We start from the raw sequence: 22,644 nt of genomic DNA, 5'->3' as shown, positions 1-22,644 counted from the left end.
GCTGGCCGGTGACTTCCTGGCGGAGCACCGCCGTACAATGGTCGACGGTGATTTCACTATGTTTGACCGTTGGTCCAATAACCATAAGCTGGTGGCCGGTGGGGTAGGGGCAGTCGCCGCCCTCGCCATCGGCTCCCAAGTCGCGAGCCAACCCCGGACGATCCAGGGCTGGGCTGTCGGCGGGCAGTCGATGCAGGTGGACGTTAAAGGGGCGGTCGTGCATCCGGGGCTCTACAAGTTCAGCACGGGGAGCCGGATCAACGACGCCTTGAAGGCGGCCGGCGGGCCGACCGAAGACGCCGCCACGGACAGCCTGAACCTGGCCGCCGCCCTGGAGGACGGCATGGAGGTACGGGTGCCCCGGATCGGTGAGCAGGTGACCGCCCCGCCGGTGAAGCACGCCGGCCCGGCGAAGCCGGGGGCGAAGGGGTCTTCGGGCAAAAAGCAACTGCCCACCGGCAAGATCCCGATCAACACCGCGACGCTCCAAGAACTGCAACAACTCCCGGGCGTCGGGCCGGCGACTGCCCAGCGGATCATTGACTACCGGAACCAAGTCCACGGGTTCAGGTCGGTGGCCGAGATCGAGCAGGTGAAGGGCATCGGGCCAAAGAAGTTCGCCCAGATGCGGCCCTACCTTAGTCTTTGACCGGTTGGATCCGGTAGACCATGTACTTGGTGGTCGGGGTGCGCAGGGTGACCGGACGGGCCTGCCAACCCTGCATGACCAGGGTGGTCACGACTTCCTCGTCAAAGGCGGCGCTCCGGGTCATGACCAGCGACGGCCTGTCACCAAGGGTGAGTTCGACGGGGTCGTCCGTCATCGTCACCAGCCTTCGGAGATAGAACAATTGGGACGGGTGGCTGGACTCGTTGACCCCTGCCTTGTTCTTGCCGTCGCCAGTGATCCGGAACAGGATGATCGGTTCTGGGCTCGCCGCGATCTCCTTGGTCACGGCCTGCACCTCGGCGAAGACGTCGTGCTGGTAGTCCTGGGTGGCCCCCTGGGCCAGCGCCAGGGTCGTGCAGGCCCAACCGGCCGCCATGGGGAGCCACCGGCCGAGAGCGTCTTCGTCCCTCACCAAGACGGCGACCATGAGGGTCGTCAAGGGGAGCACGGCGGGCAAGGCGTAGTGGGGAAGTTTGCTGCCACTGACCGTGAAGAAACCGACAATGACCAGCCCCCACAGCCAAAGGAACGTCATCGCTTGGTCACGGCCCGTGTCCCGCACCGTCGCCCAGAAACGTCGTCCTCCCCACGCCCACCAGGGCAACAGGGCCAGAAAGATCGTCGCCGGGTAGTAGACCGGATGCGCCCAAAGCGGCACCGCATGGGCCTTGTCACCCCCGGCGAAGCGGCCGATGTTTTGCTCCACCAAGAACTTCTGGACAAAGTCTTGGCCGTTGACCAAGTAGCAGGGCACGTACCACGTCGCGGCGACCAGGACGACGATCAGAGTCCCCACCGCCCAATAGCCCTTGAACCTCGCCCTTAGGCTCGGACACTTCCAGTAGATGCAGGCGGCCAGAAGGGCGAACAAGACAAGGCCGACGGGGCCCTTGGCCAAGACGGCCAGACCCAACCAGAACGCCGTCCACAGCCGCCGCCGAGGGTTGTCCACGAGGGAGTCGTAGAACGTCGTGAACGCGGCGGTCAGGCAGAGCACCAGGGCCGGGTCGGTCATCATCATCCGGCCCACGGCGCCAGCGAGCAAGGAACCCGTGTAGGCGACGGGGACGACGAGCGCGACACCCTCGCCAAAGTGACGCCGGGCGAACCGCGCCATCACCCACGCCGCCGCCAAGGTGCAGACCACCGACGGGAGGCGGGCGCCGAACTCTCCACCGAAGGCCGCCACCGACGGCATTGCGAGCCAGTAACTGAGCACCGGCTTCTCAAACCACGGCGCTCCGTTGAGGGTCGGCGTGATCCAGTCGTGCCGCCGGAGCATGTCGGCCACGACCGCGCCGTAGAACCCTTCGTCTAGGTCGGTCAGACCGTATGTCCAAAAACCGACGAACGGTATGAGCGCGGCCAGCCACGAGACCACGGTCGGCCACCGGTTCTTCATGGCGCGACGTCCCGGTGGTCGGCGGGCACAAACTCTGGATGCGCGGCGAGGGCATGCCGCCAGCCCCGCACGCTGACCCGGCATCCCGAGGCCCTGAGGGCGTACATGGCCCGCTCCAGGATCAGCGACCCCGCGTGGATGGTCCGTTCACGCCCCCTTTCGATGCCGACCAGGGCCGCGCGCCCGGCATCGTCCATATTGCAAAGCCAGCCGACGGCCCGGCCGACCTCTTCGTACAAGAGGGTGGCCCCGTGCACAAGGTCGGGTCGCCAGTCTGCCAGGTGGTCGCGGATGGAGACCAGGTTGGTCCCCGTGGCCCCGAGGACGATGGGGTCGCTGTCGGCGGGCGGCAGGCCCGCCGCTTCCAACTCGGCGTCAAGGCAGCCCATCGCGGCCAACCGCTGGGCCGGAGAGGGCGAGCCGTCACCCAGAAACTTCTCGCGTAGCCCCAGGGCACCGAAGGGAAAGCTCCGGCGAAAGGTCGTCGTCCACGCGCCGACCGAGCGTTCGGCCACGACAACCTCGGTCGAGTGCCCGCCCGGGTCGATGATGGCGACCTTTTCGCCGGTGACGAGGGCGGGGTCGTCTGCCACGGAGAGGAAGCCCAGGTGTGCTTCGTCGTCGCCGGACAAGACGAAGACCGGCGTCCCTTGTCGGCGGGCCGCCGCCAAGAAGTCGGCTTGGTCGTCGGCGATGCGGACGGCCATTGTCGCGCCGGCCCATAGGGTGTCGGCGCCCCAGCACCGGGCTTGTGCCCAATACTCCCGGAGGGTCTCAAGGGTCGCCTCGATCCCAGCGGGGGCGAGCCGCCCGGAGGCTCGGGTGCCGTCGCCCAATGCGGTGACCCGTGACGACTCGTGGAGCCACTCCCACCCACCGGGCCCAAGACGACCGACCGTCAGGAGCACGGAGTTGGAGCCCACGTCGACGACGGCTCTGACCACGCGGGCGATTCTACTGGCTGGAACCGTGCGGGCCCAGTGTCCCTACCGCCGGACCCGGCCCGGGCCCAGGGGCGTCCCCGACGTGGTATCCTCCGCGAACCAGTTTGTGACTGGGTTCCATGACCATGACCGACGACAACCAGACGCTGAACGCAGCCACCGGCGACACTCAAGACGCCCCGGCTACGACGGGCGTCGCGACGAGTCCCGAAGCGGTGACCACCGCTCCTGAGCCCGCTGCCGACGCGCCGACTTTTGACGCTCCCGCGGGCGCGACCGGATCCGACACCAAGCCGGAGGCGGCGCCCGCTCCGGTGGACGCAAGCGGCAAGACCGAAAACGAGCTGCTTTTCGAAGCCGCCCTTGCCGGGCTTGAATCGGACGACTCGGGACGAGAATCCCGCAGCCCGGGAGGCATCTCCAAGGGCGAGCGGATCGAGGCCAAGGTCATCCAGGTCGAAAAGGACCGGGTGTTCGTCGACCTCGGCACGAAGGCCGAAGGTGTCGTGCCCCTCAACGAGTTGACCGAAGACAACGTCGACTCGGCCATCGGCATCGTCAAGCCTGGTGACACCTTCGACGTCATCGTGCTCCGCACGAACAGCGCCGAGGGCAACCCGATCGTGTCCAAGCGGCGTGCCGACTTCGACGCGACGTGGCAGCGGGTCCTCGACGCCTTCGAATCGAAGGAAGTCTTTGAGGCCCAGGTCATCGAGCGGGTCAAGGGCGGCCTCGTCGTCGACATCGGTGTGCGCGGCTTTGTACCGGCGACCCATGTGGGCAACGGCAAGCTCCGCAACATCGACAAGTTTGTCGGCGAGACGATGATGGTCAAGATCATCGAGGTCGACCGCGAGCGACGCAAGGTCGTGCTGTCCAACAAGGACGCCGAGTCCGAGCGCAAGGAAGAGGTCAAAGAGGCGATCTTCAAGAACGTCCAGCCGCAGGACGTGCTCGAGGGCACGGTCCGACGGCTGACGGATTACGGCGCCTTCGTCGACCTTGGTGGCATCGACGGCCTGTTGCACATCAGCGAGATGAGCTGGGCCCGCATCGAGCACCCGCGCGAGGTCCTCGCCGAGGGCCAGAAGATCAAGGTGATGGTGCTCCGGCTCGATCCGGGCAACGGACGGGTCAGCCTCGGCTTGCGCCAGGTCCTGCCCGACCCCTGGAACCTCATCAAAGAGAACTACAAGCTGGGCCAGAAAATCCAGTGCAAGGTCGGCCGGATGGTGCAGAGCGGCGTGTTTGTCCGCCTGCCCGAGGGTGCCGAAGCGTTCCTTCCCCTCAGCGAAGTCAGCACCAAGCGGTTGAAGAAGCCGCAGGAGGAGCTGGAGCTTGGGCAGGACATCGAGCCGGTCATCATCGACCTGCGCCCCGACGAGCGGCGGATGGTGCTCAGCCTGCGCCCTGGCGTGACCCCGGGTGTCGACTACGGTCGCGGCGGCATGAACGCCGGATACGGCGAACGCCCCGGCGGCCCTGGCCGCGGCCCCGGTGGTCTTGGCTCGCGGAAGCCCCGGCCCCGCCCGAGCGGTGACTACGAGGCGGCCCCGCAACAGCGGACGCCGACCGGTGGCGCCACCATCGGCGAGCGCCTCGGCCTCCTCAAGGGCTTCTTGCGGTCCGACGCCGACGAGGCGGGTGCCGACAAGGCCGCGGAGGGCACGGGCGAAGAATCGGCGGAGTGACGCGCCGGAAGGCGTGGGCGTGAGGGGGACGGGCAAGCAGGGCCCGCCCCCTTCTGCGTTCTAAACGGACATTGACGATGAAAATTGCCGTCACGGGAGGAATCGCCGAAGGGAAGTCGACCCTTGTCGCGGCGCTTGCCCAGGCCGGACTCCGGTGCATCTCAGCCGACGAAGTGGCCCGTGAGGTGCGCGCCGAACCCGCGACAGTGGCGAAGGTCGCCGACCTCTTCGGGATCGCCCCCGACCACCTGGACGAGGGTTTACGGGGCGTCTTGACCGACCCCGTGGCACGACGCCAGTTGAACGCCCTGATGCACCCCTTGGTCTGGGGCCGCATGAGGGAGACGCCCCACGACGTCGCGGAAGTCCCTCTTCTCATCGAGTCTTGCCTCCAGACCGCGTACGACTACGTCGTGGTCGTGACTTGTGGCGAAGAGGAGCAGCGACGTCGCCTGACGGACCGGGTCGGCGACGCGGAGAAGGCCCGCCAGCTGCTGCGCACCCAACTGCCGACTCGGGCGAAATTGCCATTCGCCGACCGAATTGTCCGAACGGACGGAACTTTAGCGGACGTCCATATCGCAGCGGGAAAGATCGCCGCCGTATTCCGTGGAACGCTTTGAGCTTGACCAATGGCCGCCGTGCTATACTCCGCGCTTGGACTTCGTCCAGGTCGGAGGCGGCAGCAAGCCATGCTGCCGCACCGCGTTGCGCTCGAAGGATTGTTTCGGCTATCATGGGCACTGGCGTGCACTGGGGCCGTAAACAAGGACGGGCAGGCCGCGGAACGGACTATGCAAATAGACACGATCTGGAACGAGGAGGACGCGTCACAGTGAACTTGAAGATCTCTCACCGACTGAAGGGCGGGCTGGCAGTCCCGCTGGCCGCATTCGCGGCAATGGCCATGGTGTTCGGCGGCGCGAGTGTCGCCCGCGCCCAGACGTCGGACCAAGCCGACGCGTACGCCGTCGTCGATTTTGACGTCAAACATGCCAGCTCCGACGTGGACTTGGGCGCCGCCGCACGGGACGCCTTCCGCACCGAGTTGGGCAAGACGCCGATGATCGGCAGCGCCAAGATCGACGCGATCGCCACCGAGTCGGTGACCCGCGCGATGGCCGACCTTGGCCTGAAGGCTCCGCTCGACAAGAACTCCGACATCATCCGACTTGGCCAGACCATCGGCGCGAAGTTCATTGTCACCGGCACGGTCTATAACTACCGGATCGTCACGGTGGGCGGCGGTCGCCAAGGGCAGGTCATCGTCCGCACCCTTGTCCGCGACGTGTCCACCGGCAGCATCGTCAACGGCACTTCCCTCAGCGGCATGTCCGGCGAGCGCGGTGGCGACGTCTCGGCCGCCAGCCTCCTGACCGAGGCCCTGGGCGACGCCGCGTTCAAGAGCTTCCGCGAGATGGCCGCCCGGACCCTGCCGCGCGCCACGATCCTCAACACGTTGGGTACCCGCGCCCTGATCAACAAGGGTCAGCGCTCGGGCTTCACCAACGGCCAGCCGGTCATCGTCCGCCGCCGCAGCGAGCAAGTCGCCGAAGGCGTCATCCGCGACCTTGACCCCGACTCCGGCTTCATCGAGATCACCCGCTACACCAAGGGCATCCAGCCCGGTGACAAGGTCGAGTCGATCTTCACCCCGCCGACGCCGACCGACGTCTTTAGCGCCAGCGGCGGCCCTAAGAACGAGCGGAACAAGTCGTCAGGAAACAACCAGTCCCTCGTCAGCGCCCTGATCCTCGTCGTCCTGCTCGGGTTCTTGCTCGGCCAAGGCCGTGGCGGTGGCAGCGACGTGATCGGCGACGTGAAGGCCGAGGCGATCATGCAGGCCAACGACCAGCCGGGCGTCCGGGTGAGTTGGGTCCGCGACGCCTTCCTCCGCGGCAACAACGCAGGCCCTGTCCGCTGGCAAGTCTGGCGGGCCGGTGAAACGACCGCCCCGGCGATCGTCGTCGACGGCAGCGCCTCGTCGGGTATCGACGACGCCCTCGGCACGGGCCGTCAGTTCGGCTTCATCAGCCTCGACAACAGTGGTGGCAGCAGTTCCTGCCAGACGCCGTCCCTGAACGGGGCGGTGACCCAGCCGACGACGCAGATCGCCCCGGGTATTCCGTTCCAGTACGCGGTCGAAGTCGTCTATCGCGTCGACATCCGCGACCTGCCCGGCTCTAGCGCAGGTGGCACGGGCACGGGTGGCGGTGGCAGCACGTCGGGCACGACGAGCGGCACCACTTCCGGGACGACCTCGGGCACGACGAGCGGCACGACCGGCGGCGGCACGACCGGTGGCGGGACGGTCGGCGGCGGTACCACGGGTGGCACCACCGGCGGCACGACCAGCGGTTCGACCTCGGGCACGACCAGTGGTTCGACCAGCGGCTCGACGACCGGCACGACCTCGGGTAGCGGCAGCCAATACTGCTACTTCGTCAGTAGCCGGGTCCAGGCCCGCGGCGTCGCCACGCCGTTCAACCGCTCGACGATCCAGGCCCCGGTCGACGGCGCCACGGTCTTGAGGCCGACGGCGTTCCAGTGGACTTCCGTCCGCGGTTCGGTCGGCAGCCTTGCCATCGAGTACGTCGTCCAGATCTCGACCTCGCCGCTCTTCCCGGGCGGTAGCACGACGACGCTTCCGGGCATCACCGACACCTCGACTCCGGGTGGTCAGTCCCTGTCCTCCGTCGTCGACCCGACCAGCCTCTATCCGACATCGACCGTGCTCTACTGGCGTGTCGGCGCCCGCAACATTGCTGACGACCCGGGCCCGGTGCCCGACGCAAGCGGTAACCGCTACATCTTCAGCAACACGCGGAGCTTCAGGCGCTGATCCGGGCAAGAGGCGACTCACAAGTGAACTAAACCGGCCTCTCTCCCCGTCCCTAACGGTGAGAGAGGCCCTTTTCAAAGAGCGACAACAGGCAATGAAGAATTGGAAGAATTTTGCAGGTGCCGCCGTGCTGGGCGCGGTTTCCACCATCGCCAACGCGCAGTGGGACGGTGAATGCATCGACCCGGCGAACACGGCGCCGTTCAGCACCCCGTACGTCATCGACGGCCTCATCAGCCGTCTGGCTGGCGTCACGGTCGGTATCACCGGCACCGCCACCTACGGCGGTACGGCGGGCCCGTGCTACAACCCTGCCGTCACCATGCAGACCGGCGGTAGTTGGGCCTTTGGCGCCGGCACCGACGGGAGCGTCCAGACCGATTTCGACGACAACAACTTCGCCTACACCATGGGCTACATCGGCGAGCCGGTCGGTGACTTCACCTATGGTAGCGTCGTCGTCAGCGTCGGGGGCACCGAAGCGATCGCCCCGGTCGGCCGCTCTGGGTACCGCACCAGCTACCAGGGCGCCAGCAAACGTTACGGCGTCGTCATCTGGGACGGCACCGTCAACGGCGTCGCGGTCGAAGTCGAGGTCGAGTACCGCCTGATCGCGGACGCGATCCGGATGCGCTGGCGTTGCCACAACCAGTCGACTTCCGCGGCCGACATCGGCCTCATGTGGGGCATGTCGCCCGCCATGCACGGAGCGACGCGCCCGGACGCCACGGGCAACATCATTGCCAACTCCCCGTTCGGCGGAAAGCTCATTGACGGCTACACCGGCTTCAACATGTTGCCGATCGGCAAGCCGCTCCGCACCGAAAAGAAGTACTTCCTCACCAACCCGAACTATCCGGCGAACATCAAGACGCTCTTCGGGCAAGAGGACAACGTCGGCATGCGCATCGACAACGTGCCGGGCGACGGGATCACCGACGCTGACTCGACGGACATGTTCATCTTCGCCAACCGGGGCAACATCCTGACGGTGGGCGACGACAACAACAAGACGATGCGGACGAACCTTTTTGGTGACTCCACCGGACTGCTCCTGGAGAACGACATTGCCGTCGGAGACCCGGCGATCCTCCAACGGTTCCCCGTCAAGTCGGTCGGTCCGGGCACGTACCGGGACATCGTCCACTACATCCGGTCGAACTGGAGCCAGGGCTTCTACCTTGACCCGTACTCCATGGTGATCGACGCGCCGGCGACGATCAACTGGCAGAGCGACCAGACCGGCGACACCCATGCGCCAAACCCGTTCACGATCGGGGCCTGGGTGGACAACCAATACGCTGACATCGACAAGTCAATCACGTTGACAAACGTCACGCTCACCCTGGAACTGCCCAAGGGCATGTCCTTTGACCCGAGCGACCCGCAGTTTGCCAGTGTGACGACAAATCCGGCCACCGGCAATTGGGTCTTGGTCAAGTCGCTGACGCGGATCGACCCGAACGAACTCGGCAACCTGACTTGGCGGGTCCGCACCGACGGCGTCACCTACGGCGACCTGCCCGTCAAGCTGACCGCGTCGACGACCCCTGGCCCGACCCGGACGATCACGAAGACGATCAAAGTCGCGGCGAGCCCGACCTACACGTTCACGCCCGGGGCGAACCTCGTCACGATCCCGTACCGGCTCGGTGACTCGTCGCTCGACGCGACCTTGGGTCTGCTCACCGGACGCGACTACATCGCCTACAGTTGGGACCCTGAAGTCCGCGGCTACGTGCCGACGACGACGTCCCGGCGCGGCTTTGGCTTCTGGCTCCTGCCGATGGGCACGAACCTGGGTCAGATCACGCTGAACAACGCCCAGTTCCAACCGGACAGCGACACGGGTGGCCTCCTGATCAGCCTCAGCAAGGGCTGGAACCTGATCGGCAACCCCTATAACTATCCGATCCGGCTCGGCCAGATCGTCGGCGTCGCGGAAGACACGCCCGAGAGCGCCCTCACCTGGGCCCAGCTCGTGCAGAACGGCTTCGTGAACTCGTCGCTCTCCTACTGGCAGCCCGACACGGCCCTGCCTGACGGCGGTAGCTACCAGTTCATCGGGGGCACGGACGCCGAGATGCAACCGCACGTCGGTTACTGGGTGTTCGTCAACACCTACAGTGCCGTCCGGCTCCAGTTCCCGCCGGTCTACCAAGAGCAGCTGATCACGACGGCCCGCTCGAACAACGGGAGCACGGCGTGGAGGAACACCGACCGGCAGTGGCGGCTCCAACTCTCGGCCCGCTCGATGCGCGGCTTCGACGCCTCCAACTACATTGGTGTCACCACCGACAAGAAGAAGGCGGACGGCCTCGAGATTCCGAAGCCGCCGATGGCTCCGAACAGCAAGCTGGAAATGGCCATCGTGGACCCGAACGCCAAGTCGACCAGCCGTCTCGCCCAGTCGTTCACCGACCGCGTCGCCAAGAAGGTCTGGCAGGTCGAAGTCCATGCCAAGGAAGCTGGCGACGTCACCGTCACCTGGCCGAACGTGGCGTCCTTGCCGCGGAACGTCAGGTTCCGCCTGACCGACGCGGTGAGCGGGCAGAAGTTCGACCTCCGGTCGACCTCCGGCTACACCTTCAAGATGGCCCAGCCCGGCACCCGCCAACTGACCATCTCGATGGAGCCCGGCGGCTCGGTGCGGCCCGTGATCGGTGATGTCAACATCACCCGCAGCGGCCGTGACGTCAGCGGTCCGGTCACCATCAGCTACTCGCTCTCGGCCGACGCCCTCGTCTCCGTCCGCATCCTCGCCGCCAACGGCAAGGAAGTCTATACGGTGTCCCGAGGCCGCGCCGACGGCACCGGCCAAAACTCGGTCACGTGGATGCTCAAAGACAGCGCCAACCGCTCTGTCGCCCCGGGCACCTACAAGGTCGAGATCTTGGCGGAGACCCCGACCGGGGAGCGCGTCCGCAAGATCGTCCCCGTGAACGTGATCCGCTAAGCGGGCGAGACGCTAAAATGATGTCCGGGTGTTCCGATCAATCGGAACCCCGGGCATCGTCTCTGTATTGAGGCTCGAATGAGGACCGGTGTGAAGTTCCTGTGGCTGATGGTGGCGCTGTTGGCGTCGGCATGCGCCTGGGCGCAAAACGGCACCGTCACCCTCAACGCGTTCCCTTCGGCCACCGTGGCCGACGGGCGGTCCACCCTCACGATCTCGGCGGAAGTCCGCGACAGCAACGGCAACCTGGTCCCCGACGGGACCGCCGTCATCTTTGAGACCAAGCTCGGCGAGTTCCGCGAGAATGTGATCAAGACCCAGAACGGCTTCGCGCGGGCCGTGCTCCAGGCGGGAAGCATCCCCGGCATCAGCGTGGTCAGGGCGACCTGCCAGCGGTTCAGCGCCTTTGGGCAATACGAGATCCAGTTCTTTGCCGACAAGGCCGCCCTCGACACCGCCAAGGAGTACATCGAAATCTTCGGGGAGGACTCGCTCCTCTATAGCGTCCAGGAGAAGACGATGGAAGCGAGCGGTCGAGGCAAGGGGGCCCACTTGCGCTACCGCGAGGTCGAAATCAAGGCCGACGACCTCCAGGTCAACGTCCCCACTTATGAAGTCCGCGCCCGAAAGGCCCGGGTGACCATCGGCAAGACGACGACGGAGTTCGACGAACTCTACATGAAGCTCAACCAGCGCAAAGGCTGGGGCTTTGCCATGGCGGACTTCCCCGTCGTCCGGACGCAAGGGAACGGCATCGTCAACGTCGTGACCGAGGACCGGAGGAGCCGTCTCTGGGCGGTCGACCTCGACCAGTCCGGCCTGCACAAGCGCACGGAGACGATGGACCGCAACCAATTGAAGTTCAAGGACATCCTTGGCAGTCTCTCAATGGTCGAGGCCAAGCGGGCCACGGCGTACCCCCACAAGACGATCCAGTTCCACCGCGCCAATGTGAAGGTCGGCGGGCAGTCGGTGATGAAGCTGCCCTTGTTCGAGATGAACGTCTACACTTCGTCGCCGATCATCACCGAGCAGTTTGTGAACGTCAGCAGCAACCAACTGGCGGTGAACTACCCGTACTACCTCTCGCTCAAGCCCGGAGAGACCAGCCTGGCCCGGTTCCGCTGGGGCAACCGCTACGGCACGGGCGTCGGGGCGGGAAGCGGCATGTTCATCGACTATGAGCGCCACTGGAACCGGGGCGACGAGATGGAAGGCGCGTTCACCGTCGGCGGCATCGGCCGTGATGACTGGGGGGCGGGCATCCGGCAGTTCTGGATGACCCCCGACCGGACCAGCATCAGCGCCCAGATCGACGTCCCCGCCCACCAAAGCATCTTCGCCAACGCTTCGGTCAACAAGCCGTTCGGCTCCTACACCGCGAACCTCAACGTCTCCCATGGCACGAACCTCAGCGGCCCGAGCTTTGTGAACGACCAAGCGAACCTGACGGTCGAGAAGGACCCCGTCAAGATCGGCAAGACCGGGGCCAAGGTCTTCTTTGGCATGACCGCCAACGAGCAGCGGCTGTCCAACGACGGTGGTTCCACCGTCCAAGAGGCGGTCGGCCTGCAGGCGCGCTTTGTCTCGCCCTACTGGCGGATCGACAAGCGGTCGGGTCTGAACGCTTCCTACCGCATCGCCCAACTGACCGGCACCAACGTCAACGTCGGCCTCAGCCACTATGCGACCCTCAACTACGACACGACGATCGGCCAAGGCATGGCCCTGAACGTCGTCTACGATTTTGTCGAGGACGGGTTCACCGCCCCGTTGCTCGGTCGGCACCGCCTCTCGGCCGAATCCTACTTCACCAAGGGCCACTTCCGGTTTTCTGCCTCGGCCACAAAGACGCTCGACCTTGACCGGCTGTCGCTTAGCTCACGCATGAGCTACTCGTTCTCGAACCTCTGGCACCTGCACTACAGCTACCTGTGGGACAAGTACGAGGGCGAAGGCTTTCTGAACCAGACCATCATTCTCGGGTACAAACTCGGCCTGCGTGAAGTTGGACTCAGTTATTCGCAGCAGACCAAGCGGTTGGGGATCGAGATTCTGGGCTCGAGCCCTTACTAGCCTTGTCTGTGCGGCACTGAGCGGTCTGGCGACGGCCCAGGCTTACGGCCGGTTTGGATTCCGGTCTCTCCCCAACCCCCCCGGCTTTACGCTGGAGCCCAATGGGTTTCGTGCCCGTGACGTGGGCGGTGACCTGTGCCGCTTTGCTGCACCACTCACCGGGTTCAAACCGAGCGCGGTCAACGACCGTAAGGTCGTCTTTCGGGGGCCGGAGACCGCCAACCTGCCCTCAGTCCTTCGGGTGAACCTGTCCTCGCCAGGGTTCGAGGGGTTCTTCGGTGCAGGGTTCACCCTCGGGTTCACGACGAACTTGTCCCCTTTGCTCTCGTGGGCGGACGGCACCGTGGACGCGGGTCTGCCGACCCCCGAGGGGCGATGGGCCCTCCTCTCGTTTGAAGACAAGCAACCCCCGATCTTGATCGTCTTCGAGCGGCCCGTCTCCCTGATGGTGAGCGGCAAGTCGGGGGACTGGAAGCTTGCCACGTCCAAGCCGTACAAAGGGTGGGTGCGGTTCTGTCTGCCCACCGGGCAAAGGAAGGTCGCCAGCACGGCCCACGACCTCGGGGTGGTCACCCGTGAGGTCGTCAAGCACGAGAAACTGTGGACAGGCCCGACACCCGAGCTGCTTGACCTGGACATCAAGCAAGAAGGCGACCACATCGTGGCGGTCTGGACTTTCGACCACCCCAACGCCCTAGTGCCGGTCGGCGTCCTCTTCGCACGCCAGGGCGGCTATCCCCTCCGGTCGCTGACCGGAGTGGTCGAGACGACGGCCGACCTTTTCGAGGGTCCGGTCGCTTATTGCCCCGAGGCCAAGATGTCGATCACGTTCCCATGCCGGCGCGTGCCCTTGGGACGTCCGCTGGTGGTCGGCTCGACGCCGTTCGACTTGCCCGCCACGGTGTCTGGTCTCGACCTAGACGGTGTCGCCAGCCTTGCATTGGCGACCCTGACCGGTGACCGGCCCGCCAGTGCGGTGGAGATGGTCCGCCAAGTGAGCGACGAGTACGCCCACGGCCTCCTCGCCTCCCGGGAGCCCCTCACCGACTCGCCGCAGACGCTCGGCGCCGACGGGCGGGGGATCGACCTTCTCGCCGCACACAGCCTGGCCGTCCAAGCGACGGCGTGGGGTGAGGGCCACGACTCCCAGCGCAACCCCTGGCTTGCCGACGTGCTCAAGCGGCGTGACTGGTGGACGTGGACTCTGTCGGCGGACGACGTGAAGCAGTCGCGGCGCGCCGCCGCCCTGGCCTGTGTCGCCGCGGAACTGTGCCCGGAGATCGACCGCCGGCTATCGGCGGCGATGCTGAACGCCGGCTTGGCGTCTCAGGACGTCTTGGCCGAGTACCGCGCCAAGCGCGGCTTTCCTGCCCTTGACACCGGCGGTGAGGAACCGCTGGCCCGGCTCCGCAAGGGGCTGTTCTCCGAGGGACCCGCACCCTTGGTCACCGACCCTAGCCTTGCCGCCCTCTTCGCCAGTGTCCGCGTGCTTTCGCCGACCCAGGTGCATGTGTCGGCGGAGAAGGACGGGTATGTCCTGTGGTGGGAGCCCGAGACGGCGGGACAGGGTGACTTGCTGCTGGCCAGTGCCTGGCCCTTCGAGGTCGAACCACGCGAGAACCTGGCCAGTGTCGTCCCCCAGCCGGCGGTCGGCACCATGGCGTTGCGCTTCATGCCGAAGGGGAAGGGGCCATGCTCCGTGATGATGCGGTTCCCCAAATATGCCGAGCCGCTCCCGCCGGCGGCCAAGCCGTTCACCTACGACAAATGATCTTGGTTGAAGTGGAGGCCGACGTTCTCCTTTCTGCTCTGAGCTGCCTCCACGACGAGTGACGCGACAACGAGGAGGTTCCGCGCCTCGCAACTGTAAGTCGAGTAGGGCGCCGACGGCAGCCGGTCGTACTCCCGGAGCCACTTGCCGATCCGTTTGTGGATGGCCGCGAGGCCCGCGTCAGTGCGGAAGATCCCCACGTCCTGGCTCATCGCGTGCTGCATGGCGTGGCGGATCCTCACGGCCTCGGATTCTTGGACGCAGTGGGGCATGACGGCCTCGCCGCCGACTTCGACGGGGCCCGGCTCGGCGTCCACGACCTCGGCGGCCGAAGCGGAAAAGACCATCGCCTCCAGCAAGCTGTTGCTGGCCAAGCGGTTCGCCCCGTGGACGCCCGTGCAGGTGACCTCGCCCGAAGCATAGAGTCCCGGCACGTTCGTCCGCCCGTGGAGGTCGGTGACGACGCCTCCGCACGAGTAGTGTTGGGCTGGCACGATCGGGATCCAGTCGCGTTCCATCCGTATCCCGATTTCGCGGAGCTTGTCCCAAATCGTGGGGAAGTGGCACTTGAGTGACGAGGGGTCGAGGTGGGTGGTGTCCAGGTACACGCACCAAGTGTCGAGTCGGTTCATCTCGCGGACGATCGACCGGGCGACGACGTCGCGGGGGGCCAGTTCCAACCGGTCGTCATAGTCGTACATGAAGCGCTGCCCAAGGTGGTTGCGCAGGATGCCACCCGCTCCTCGGACGGCTTCGGTGATCAAGAACCCGCGCAACTGAGGGTGGTACAGCGTGGTGGGATGGAACTGCATGAACTCCATGTTCTTGATCTCCGCCCCGGCGGCATGGGCAAGGGCCACACCGTCGCCGGTCGCCACCCTGGGATTGGTCGTATGGGAGTAGAGGCGTCCGCACCCTCCCGTTGCAAGCATGACGGCCCGGGCCGAGAACGTCCGCAAGCCCAAGTCGGCGAGGACCGCGCTGGCCCCGACGCACCGTCCGTCTTGGACATGCAACTGGGTCACAAAGGCGTTCTCGACGACTTGGACGGCGGGGTCGCGCCGCACCGCTTCGCTGACAGCCCGTTCGACCTCCCAACCGGTCTTGTCGGCGTGGTGGACGATCCGGTGGCGGCTGTGGCCGCCCTCGCGCCCTAGGTCAAGCGCGTTGGAGCCGTCAAGGTCGAACCGGGCGCCCAGGCCACGCAGCCATTCGATCGCCGCGGGGGCGCGTTGGACCAGAAACCGCACCGCCTCACGGTCGCACAGACCCGCACCGGCGACGAGGGTGTCTTCCTCGTGCAACGACCAGTTGTCGCTCTCGCCAACCGCCGCCGCGATGCCGCCTTGGGCCCAGTTGGTGTTGCTGTCCACGACCTGGCCCTTGGTGAGGACGATGACGCGGCCGAGTCGGCTGGCGTGCAGAGCAAAGGTCAGACCGGCCAGTCCACTACCGACCACCAGGAAGTCACACGTCTCGTGGGCCACTGTGCGTTTAGCATGCCCTGCGAGAGAAGATAGACGGGCCAAACGGACTGGTTCGAATCTACACAGGAATGTGCCCAATGCCGTGGCACATACTGGTCGAAAGACCATGGACGCTTCCTCTGGTAAGCGCACTGTCCACCCGGCCGTCAAGTACTGGGTGATCTTCCACGCCGTCATGGTGCTCCTCTGGTCGACACCCCATCCCAGCCAGTTGGCCAAGGAGCAGTTCCAGCGGAGTTCCTTGGTCGAAAAGTTGTCAAACCCCAAGGACACGCTCATGGTCGTCAACGACGGCGTGTTCAAGGGTGAGTGGTTTGGCAAATCCGACCCCCTGCCCTTGTACTTCCAGTCCACCGGCCTGTGGCAGTGGTGGGACATGTTCGCCCCCAACCCAGCGTCGACCGACGTCTACATGGACGCCGAGGTGGAGTACGAGGACGGGACGGTGGCGTTCCAGCCCTATCCGAGGATGTACGACATGCCGGTCTGGCTGAAGTACTTCAAGGAACGCTACCGTAAGTATCGTGAACGGCTGACCAATGACTCGGAAAGCTGGAAGTGGCCCCACACCGCCCAGCGGCTCGCCCTCGTGAACTACCGGCACACCGGTCGGATCCCTGTCCGCGTCCGCCTGTGGAGGCACTGGATGGACGTCGCCCCCCTCGGCCAGCCTCAACCCACGAACTACAACGCCTACATGTTCTGGGACCAGGAGATCGACCAAGCCAAGGTCTTGGAGGACGCCAAGTGATGCGCAAGTGGCTCGCCTCGGCGAACGAAGCGGTCTTTGGGTACGGGTCGCCGGTCACCATGGGGGTCTTCCGTATCCTCGTCGGCACCCTCGCTTTGGTCAACGCCTTGATGGTCAGCCTGGACTTCGAGTCGTGGTTCACCGAAAAGGGCTACTTCCCCGTCGCTTGGGCGGAGCGGTGGTCTGGCGACGTGTGGCGGATCAACTTGCTCCAAGGCGTCACGGACTCGCGGGTCACCGTCGTGCTCTACGTGCTGATGTGCGTCGCCGCGCTCCTCACCGCCCTCGGCCTGTTCACGCGGGTATCCAGCATCGCCCTCTTCATCCTCACCGTGTCGTTCCACCACCGGTCTCCCGACATCCTGCACTCGGGCGACACGCTGATGCGGCAGTGGATGTTCTTTGTCGCCATTGCTCCGAGTGGAGCGGCGTTGTCCTTGGACCGGCTGATCAAACTCAGGAAGGGCACGGCGCCGGCCGTCCCCGAGTTGGTTTCCTTGTGGCCACAGCGGCTGGTGCAGTTCCAACTGGCGGTCGTCTACTTCACCACCGTTTGGCACAAGATGTACGGAGACATGTGGCGGGACGGCACCGCCGTCCACTACCCGTGGCACCTCCACGAGTTCGATCGCTTCCCCATCCCCCCGTTCCTCGACACCGCCCCCTGGGTGCAAGTCAACACGTACCTCACCCTGGCCATCGAGCTTGCCCTGGCGACGTTGGTCTTCGCCAAGCCCATGCGGAAATGGGTGCTTCTCGGCGGCCTGCTCCTCCACGCGGGGATCGAGTACTCGATGAACATCCCTCTCTTCGCCTTCATCATCTGCTCCGGGTATGTTTGCCACTACAGCGGAGAAGAAGTGACGGCGTGGTGGAAGCGATTGACGGCCCGGTTTGGAAGATCGACGTCGTCCGCTGGCGTGGACGAGCCGACTCCGCCCGAGGTGGTGAAGGTCAGTGAGGCCACGTCTCAAAGACCTGCTGAACTTCTCTAGGCCGAGGACGCCAGGCTACGGTCTGAGCAAGGGGTACTACCTGTCGGTCCTTGCCGCCAAGATGCCGTTGCCGAGCTTGGCCCAATTGGTCGAGCCCAAGGGCTCCGACGGGGCCGTCGCCGCCTTCGGAGTCCCGATGGACTCGAACAAGGGCAAGGCGTCCCTGGCCGAGCCGCTTCAGCGCGGCGTCTATGGGATCGCCTCCCTCGACCGGAAGACTGTCCTGAGGCTGATCGTCGTAAGCAAAGAAGAAGCTGGCTTTGACGCCGAGGCGGCGGCCCGGACCATGGCCGGCAGCTTGGACCCCGAGGCGCAGGCACGCCTCCAGGCCACGTGGACGCTGCTCCAATTCACGTTTGAAGCCCATGACCCGGCCGTCCTGCCCGCGGTCAAGCTTTTGCTCGACGTTGTCCGAAGGGCCGCTGAACTGACCGAAGGCATGGTCGGCGACCCGTTGTCGCAGCGGTACCTGGAGCCGGACCAAGTCCAGGTCGTCGAAGACGCTCTCCCGGCGGACGCGATCGTCGCGGTCGACACCCGGGCGACCCCAGATGGACACGCGGTCTACACCCTGGGCATGCAAAAGCTCGCCCTTCCGGAGTTTGAGTTGAACGGTGTGTCCGAAGCGCGCGTGCAAGCGGCCAAGAGCCTGCTCTACAGTGCGGCACAGCGCGTCATCGACCATGGCCCCGTCAACCCTGGTGACGTCCTCGGAGCCTCCGGGGCGGCGTTCCGTGTCGCGCCAGGCGGCCTAGACCGAGGCCACTGGGACGGCGTCCCCTGCTATGAACTGGTTTCTGAGGCGGTGACGGGAACCGACGCGGCCCTAAGCGCGTGGAAGGAGCATGGCGACGACCGGGCTTGACCCTGCATACGAATTGGTTCTTCGGGCCTTGCGCCAGTCGGCACTCCGTGGCCGGGCCCTGCGCGAGGAAGCGATGCGGTTGCTCGACGGACTGCCTGGCTTCGACTGGTGCGGGGTCTACGGCCTCCATGGTGACTACCTCCACCTGGACGCCTATGTCGGGGCGGCGACGGACCACACCGTCATCCCAGTGGGGCGGGGCGTGTGCGGGACCGCGGTGGCGGAGGACAAGAACCAGGTCGTCGAGGACGTCCGAGACCTGTCGAACTACCTGGCATGCTCGTTGTCGACCCGGTCGGAGATCGTGGTCCTGATCAAAGACGGCGACAAGACGCTGGGGCAAATCGACATTGACGGGCACACCGTAGGCCGGTTCGGTAGGCCTGAAGAAGCGTTCTTGGAAGCGGTGGCGGAAATCCTTGCCGCCCGTTGGGACTGACGTCCCCGACAAGGAGCGGCATGCCGGATCGTCCTGTAGTGTAAGGAAGGGACTGCTGTGGAAAACACCTACCGTCACCTTGCCCAGATCGTGAACCCCCTGGACCTGCGAGGGTTTTCGACGACCGAACTGCTGGAGCTGGCCGGGGAGGTGCGGCAGGCTATCCTCGACAACGTCTCCCAGACCGGAGGCCACCTGAGCAGCAACCTCGGGACGGTGGAACTGACAGTAGCCCTTTATGCGAGCCTGGAGATGCCGCCCGACAAGGTCGTCTGGGACACCGGCCACCAGGCGTACCCCCACAAGCTCCTCACCGGCCGCCTGCCTCGGTTTGACACGCTGCGCCAGTACAAGGGGATCAGCGGCTTCCTGAAGCGCGACGAGCACGAATTGGACGTCTTTGGCGCCGGCCACGCCGGCACGGCGGTCTCGGCGGCGTTGGGGTTGGCGGTGGCCCGTGACGTCGCCAAGACCAACGAACGGGTCGTGGCGGTGGCAGGCGACGCTTCGATATGCAGCGGCATGTCGTGGGAGGCCCTGAACCATGCGGGCGACATCCAGACCGACCTCACGGTCGTGCTGAACGACAACCGGATGTCGATCGCCCCGAACGTCGGCGCGCTGACCTCCTACTTTGCCAAACTCCGGTCCCGCCCGCTGGTGCAGGACATGGCCCAGATGGCCAAGCGCATCATCAAGCGGATACCGGGGCCTGCCCCGCGCATTGCGGCGGGCTTGCGCCACGGCGTCACCCACTACTTTGCTCCCGAAGACACCGGCACGATCTTCGAGGAGATGGGGTTCGAATACATCGGGCCGGTGGACGGCCACGACCTCCCGACGTTGCTGGAAGTCTTCCGCAACCTTCGTGACGTGAAGGGCCCGCTCTTCGTCCATGCCCTCACGGTGAAAGGCAAGGGGTACGAGGTGGCGGAGGACGACAGCCGCAAGTGGCACGGCGTCTCGCCGTTCGAGCTTGAGAAGCACGAGTTACCCGCCAAGGCGGGCGGGGTGCCGCTGACCCAGGTCTTCGGAGACGCGCTCTGCGAGGTGGCCGCCGCCGACCCGAAGGTCGTCGCGATCACCGCGGCGATGCCCGACGGCACGGGCCTCAACCGGTTTGCCCGGGAGTTCCCCGACCGGTACCACGACGTCGGCATCGCCGAGCAACATGCGGTGACCTTTGCGGCCGGCCTTGCCGCCGGGGGCCAGAGACCGTTCTGCGCGGTGTACTCCACGTTCCTCCAACGGGGGTTTGACCAGGTCCTCCACGACGTGGCGATCCAGCACCTGCCGGTGCGGTTTGTGCTCGACCGGGCCGGGCTCGTCGGCGACGACGGGCCGACCCACCACGGCGCCTTCGACCTTTCGTACTTGGGCCTCGTCCCCGGTGTCGATGTCTGCGCGCCCCGCGACGGCACCGAACTGGCCGAGATGGTCCGGTTCATGGCCTCGTGGGACAAGGGCCCGGTGGCGATGCGGTACCCACGGGGGGCGGGAGACGACAAGTTGCCTGAGTCGCGGACTCCGGTGTCCCGTGGACGGGCCGAGGTCCTCGGTGTGCCCGGGGTGCCGTGGGACAAGGCGGCCCGGCTCGACGCCGTCTTGTTCGCGGTCGGTTCGATGGTGTCCCCGGCCTGGCAGGCCGCGTGCCTGCTGCAAGACCAGGGCGTCCATGCCTTGGTCGTCAACGCCAGGTGGGTCAAACCGTGGGACACCGCGTTGCTGGATGGACTCACTGACCGCTGCAACCACATCGTGACCGTCGAAGAGAACGTCCGGTCGGGCGGCTTCGGCCAGCAGGTGCGCGACCACATCGTCGAGAACCGGATGGCCGTCCGCCACACCCTCCTCTCGTTGCCCGACAGCTTTGTCGAACACGGCTCGCAGGCCGTGCTGCGCCAGGCGTGCGGACTGGACGCGGGCGCGATCGCCGACGCCGTCTTGTCTGGTCGAGACTTGGGCCGTCTGGCCTGACCAGCGGCGACGCCGGGCCGAACGGGGCCGTATACTCAAGGTAGGGCAGGCGACAACATCCCCGTCCCGTAGAACCGGGACTGTCGTCGGCTTCAGGCGTCCGCCATCGCTTCTCGCTCGGTCGCCGGGACAAACCGAACATGTACCAAGCTCCTCTCCCCCAGGAGTACACGGGCCTTGACGAAGCCACCGTCGCCCGACGCATCGATGCGGCCCGGGCCAAACTCGGCGCCAAGCTTGTCATTCTTGGCCACCACTACCAGCGCGACGAGATCATCGCCCACGCCGACTACCGGGGCGACAGCTATAAACTGGCCAAGGACGCCGGCACCCACCCTGAAGCGGAGCACATCGTCTTTTGTGGCGTCCATTTCATGGCGGAAAGCGCCGACATCTTGACGCCCGAGAGTCAAGTCGTCATCTTGCCCAACCTGGCGGCGGGTTGCAGCATGGCCGACATGGCGAACCACTTCCAGGTGCGTTCGGCCTGGAAGCAACTTGGCGAGGTCTTGGGTGACATCGAGGTGGGGGGCGCGGACACCGTGCTGCCCATCACCTACATCAACTCGGCGGCCAACCTCAAGGCGTTTGTCGGCGAGCATGGCGGCACGGTCTGCACGAGCAGCAACGCCCGCGCGGCGCTGGAGTGGGCGTTCTCCCAGGCAGGCAAAGTCTTGTTTTTCCCCGACCAGCACCTCGGCCGTAACACCGGTGTCGCGATGGGCGTCGACCCCGAGACCGAAATGGCTCTATGGGACCCCTTCAAGCCGCTGGGCGGCAACACCCCCGAGAAACTGCGCGACAGCAAGATCATCCTGTGGAAGGGCCATTGCAGCGTCCACAAGCGGTTCACGGTGGAGCAGATCCAAGACGCCCGCCGCGACCATCCCGGCGTGACGGTCATGGTCCACCCCGAATGTGAGTTGGAAGTCGTCCAGGCCAGCGACCGCAACGGCTCCACGGAGGCGATCCTGAAGGCGGTGACGGCGGCCCCGGCGGGAAGCACCTGGGCGATCGGCACCGAGATCAACCTTGTCCGGCGGCTCGCCAAGGAGAACCCGGACAAGACCGTCTTCTGCCTGGACAGCCAAATCTGCCCTTGCTCCACGATGTACCGGATCCACCCGTCGTTCTTGCTCTTCGCCCTCGACGAACTGGTGGCGGGACGGGTGGTCAACCAGGTCAAGGTGCCTGACGAGACAGCACGGTGGGCGCGTGTCGCCTTGGGCAGGATGCTGGAGATCGGAACCGGGACGGCAAAAGACTGAGCTTTAGCCCTCGTCGGTGTCGACTTCCCAGTCGACCGTGACCACCATCTTGCCGGTCTCCTCGTCGGGCTGCTGGCTGATGGTGATGGCCCCCGCAAGGTCAGGGTAGCTTTCGATCCTCTTGACCGAATCGTCGCTCACGGTGGTGTCGAGTTTGCCTTGGGCCGGGTCGAGGCCGACCGTCTTCATCGCGTCCTTCCACCAGTCGCTGCCCAACTCCTTTTTCGGCTCAAGTTGGTAAACCACTGACCAGGCCTTGCCCTTCTCCCAGTAGACCGCAGCCGACTTGACGCCCGCGGCAGGTGAGAGATAGTTCTTGGACGTCACCTCGCCTTTGTTGCCAAAGGCTTCGTCGACAGCCGCGACAGCCTTGCCGCTCAACTTGGGGGCGGTCAGTTTGGCGGGCAGCGGGGCCGACTGACCGGTTCCGTTTTGCCATGAGGCCAATGAAAGGCCAGCGACGAGACCGAAGGCAAGGGCGAAGTAGACACGCATCCCGACGAATCTACC

At 65.6% G+C, this 22,644-nt stretch carries 17 protein-coding genes; 13 read left to right on the top strand and 4 right to left on the bottom strand.

Features of this window, described 5'->3' with window-relative positions:
- Nucleotides 1-58: 58 nt before the first annotated feature.
- The gene (locus tag KF857_03045) at nucleotides 59-649 is read left to right on the top strand and encodes a helix-hairpin-helix domain-containing protein (protein MBX3110961.1); all 591 of its coding nucleotides are present in this window, start codon (nucleotides 59-61) and stop codon (nucleotides 647-649) included.
- Here the strand turns inward: KF857_03045 and KF857_03040 are convergent.
- Together KF857_03040 and KF857_03035 are read right to left on the bottom strand one after the other, a co-directional pair.
- Complete coding sequence (locus KF857_03040) at nucleotides 639-2,072, bottom strand: glycosyltransferase family 39 protein (protein MBX3110960.1); 1,434 nt, start codon at nucleotides 2,070-2,072, stop codon at nucleotides 639-641. The two genes, KF857_03045 and KF857_03040, sit on opposite strands and share 11 nt — an antisense overlap.
- Entirely contained in the window at nucleotides 2,069-3,016 is a 948-nt protein-coding gene (locus KF857_03035; GenBank protein MBX3110959.1) for a hypothetical protein, read from the bottom strand. The genes KF857_03040 and KF857_03035 overlap by 4 nt, the downstream gene beginning before the upstream one ends.
- A 125-nt stretch (nucleotides 3,017-3,141) precedes the next feature.
- Here KF857_03035 and KF857_03030 point away from each other — a divergent pair, with 125 nt between their 5' ends.
- From KF857_03030 to KF857_03005, 6 genes are all read left to right on the top strand, one after another.
- Nucleotides 3,142-4,707, top strand: a complete 1,566-nt coding sequence (locus KF857_03030; GenBank protein ID MBX3110958.1) for a S1 RNA-binding domain-containing protein — start codon at nucleotides 3,142-3,144, stop codon at nucleotides 4,705-4,707.
- Nucleotides 4,708-4,784: 77 nt separating this feature from the next.
- Nucleotides 4,785-5,330, top strand: coding sequence for a dephospho-CoA kinase (gene coaE, locus KF857_03025; GenBank protein ID MBX3110957.1), 546 nt, complete (start codon nucleotides 4,785-4,787; stop codon nucleotides 5,328-5,330).
- A 212-nt stretch (nucleotides 5,331-5,542) separates the two neighbouring features.
- Complete coding sequence (locus KF857_03020) at nucleotides 5,543-7,549, top strand: hypothetical protein (GenBank protein MBX3110956.1); 2,007 nt, start codon at nucleotides 5,543-5,545, stop codon at nucleotides 7,547-7,549.
- Between the two features lie 94 nt (nucleotides 7,550-7,643).
- Nucleotides 7,644-10,505, top strand: coding sequence for a hypothetical protein (locus KF857_03015; GenBank protein MBX3110955.1), 2,862 nt, complete (start codon nucleotides 7,644-7,646; stop codon nucleotides 10,503-10,505).
- 78 nt (nucleotides 10,506-10,583) lie between these two features.
- Entirely contained in the window at nucleotides 10,584-12,581 is a 1,998-nt protein-coding gene (locus tag KF857_03010; GenBank protein ID MBX3110954.1) for a hypothetical protein, read from the top strand.
- Between the two features lie 121 nt (nucleotides 12,582-12,702).
- A complete protein-coding gene (locus KF857_03005; protein ID MBX3110953.1) occupies nucleotides 12,703-14,352 on the top strand; it encodes a hypothetical protein in 1,650 nt (549 codons plus the stop codon).
- Here KF857_03005 and nadB read toward each other — a convergent pair.
- Entirely contained in the window at nucleotides 14,340-15,839 is a 1,500-nt protein-coding gene (gene nadB / locus KF857_03000) for an L-aspartate oxidase (protein ID MBX3110952.1), read from the bottom strand. The two genes, KF857_03005 and nadB, sit on opposite strands and share 13 nt — an antisense overlap.
- A 106-nt stretch (nucleotides 15,840-15,945) precedes the next feature.
- Here nadB and KF857_02995 point away from each other — a divergent pair, with 106 nt between their 5' ends.
- The 6 genes from KF857_02995 to nadA all read left to right on the top strand — a co-directional run bounded on the left by KF857_02995 (nucleotide 15,946) and on the right by nadA (nucleotide 22,134).
- Nucleotides 15,946-16,590 (top strand): hypothetical protein, encoded by a 645-nt coding sequence (locus tag KF857_02995; protein ID MBX3110951.1) that lies wholly within the window; start codon nucleotides 15,946-15,948, stop codon nucleotides 16,588-16,590.
- Nucleotides 16,590-17,585, top strand: a complete 996-nt coding sequence (locus KF857_02990) for an HTTM domain-containing protein (GenBank protein ID MBX3110950.1) — start codon at nucleotides 16,590-16,592, stop codon at nucleotides 17,583-17,585. The genes KF857_02995 and KF857_02990 overlap by 1 nt, the downstream gene beginning before the upstream one ends.
- Entirely contained in the window at nucleotides 17,548-18,450 is a 903-nt protein-coding gene (locus KF857_02985) for a hypothetical protein (GenBank protein MBX3110949.1), read from the top strand. The genes KF857_02990 and KF857_02985 overlap by 38 nt, the downstream gene beginning before the upstream one ends.
- Complete coding sequence (locus tag KF857_02980; protein ID MBX3110948.1) at nucleotides 18,431-18,889, top strand: GAF domain-containing protein; 459 nt, start codon at nucleotides 18,431-18,433, stop codon at nucleotides 18,887-18,889. The genes KF857_02985 and KF857_02980 overlap by 20 nt, the downstream gene beginning before the upstream one ends.
- A 57-nt stretch (nucleotides 18,890-18,946) precedes the next feature.
- A complete protein-coding gene (gene dxs, locus KF857_02975) occupies nucleotides 18,947-20,866 on the top strand; it encodes a 1-deoxy-D-xylulose-5-phosphate synthase (protein MBX3110947.1) in 1,920 nt (639 codons plus the stop codon).
- A gap of 140 nt (nucleotides 20,867-21,006) precedes the next feature.
- Complete coding sequence (nadA, locus tag KF857_02970) at nucleotides 21,007-22,134, top strand: quinolinate synthase NadA (protein ID MBX3110946.1); 1,128 nt, start codon at nucleotides 21,007-21,009, stop codon at nucleotides 22,132-22,134.
- 3 nt (nucleotides 22,135-22,137) lie between these two features.
- Here nadA and KF857_02965 read toward each other — a convergent pair whose 3' ends face one another.
- Nucleotides 22,138-22,629: a hypothetical protein gene (locus tag KF857_02965; protein ID MBX3110945.1), complete on the bottom strand. Its 492-nt coding sequence runs from the start codon at nucleotides 22,627-22,629 to the stop codon at nucleotides 22,138-22,140.
- Nucleotides 22,630-22,644: the final 15 nt, after the last annotated feature.

It is taken from the genome of Fimbriimonadaceae bacterium, from assembly GCA_019638795.1.
Taxonomy (GTDB): Bacteria; Armatimonadota; Fimbriimonadia; order Fimbriimonadales; family Fimbriimonadaceae; genus JAHBTB01.
The sequence above is the reverse complement of the archived record's forward strand: the minus strand, read 5'-3'. Positions and strand labels throughout refer to the sequence as shown.

Coding starts and splice junctions, on each gene's coding strand:
- KF857_03040 (MBX3110960.1), bottom strand. CDS start 2,072: ATGAAGAACCGGTGGCCGACCGTGGTCTCGTGGCTGGCCGCGCTCATA.
- KF857_03045 (MBX3110961.1), top strand. CDS start 59: ATGTTTGACCGTTGGTCCAATAACCATAAGCTGGTGGCCGGTGGGGTA.
- KF857_03030 (MBX3110958.1), top strand. CDS start 3,142: ATGACCGACGACAACCAGACGCTGAACGCAGCCACCGGCGACACTCAA.
- KF857_02965 (MBX3110945.1), bottom strand. CDS start 22,629: ATGCGTGTCTACTTCGCCCTTGCCTTCGGTCTCGTCGCTGGCCTTTCA.
- KF857_03015 (MBX3110955.1), top strand. CDS start 7,644: ATGAAGAATTGGAAGAATTTTGCAGGTGCCGCCGTGCTGGGCGCGGTT.
- nadA (MBX3110946.1), top strand. CDS start 21,007: ATGTACCAAGCTCCTCTCCCCCAGGAGTACACGGGCCTTGACGAAGCC.
- coaE (MBX3110957.1), top strand. CDS start 4,785: ATGAAAATTGCCGTCACGGGAGGAATCGCCGAAGGGAAGTCGACCCTT.
- KF857_03010 (MBX3110954.1), top strand. CDS start 10,584: ATGAGGACCGGTGTGAAGTTCCTGTGGCTGATGGTGGCGCTGTTGGCG.
- KF857_02980 (MBX3110948.1), top strand. CDS start 18,431: ATGGCGACGACCGGGCTTGACCCTGCATACGAATTGGTTCTTCGGGCC.
- KF857_02995 (MBX3110951.1), top strand. CDS start 15,946: ATGGACGCTTCCTCTGGTAAGCGCACTGTCCACCCGGCCGTCAAGTAC.
- KF857_02990 (MBX3110950.1), top strand. CDS start 16,590: ATGCGCAAGTGGCTCGCCTCGGCGAACGAAGCGGTCTTTGGGTACGGG.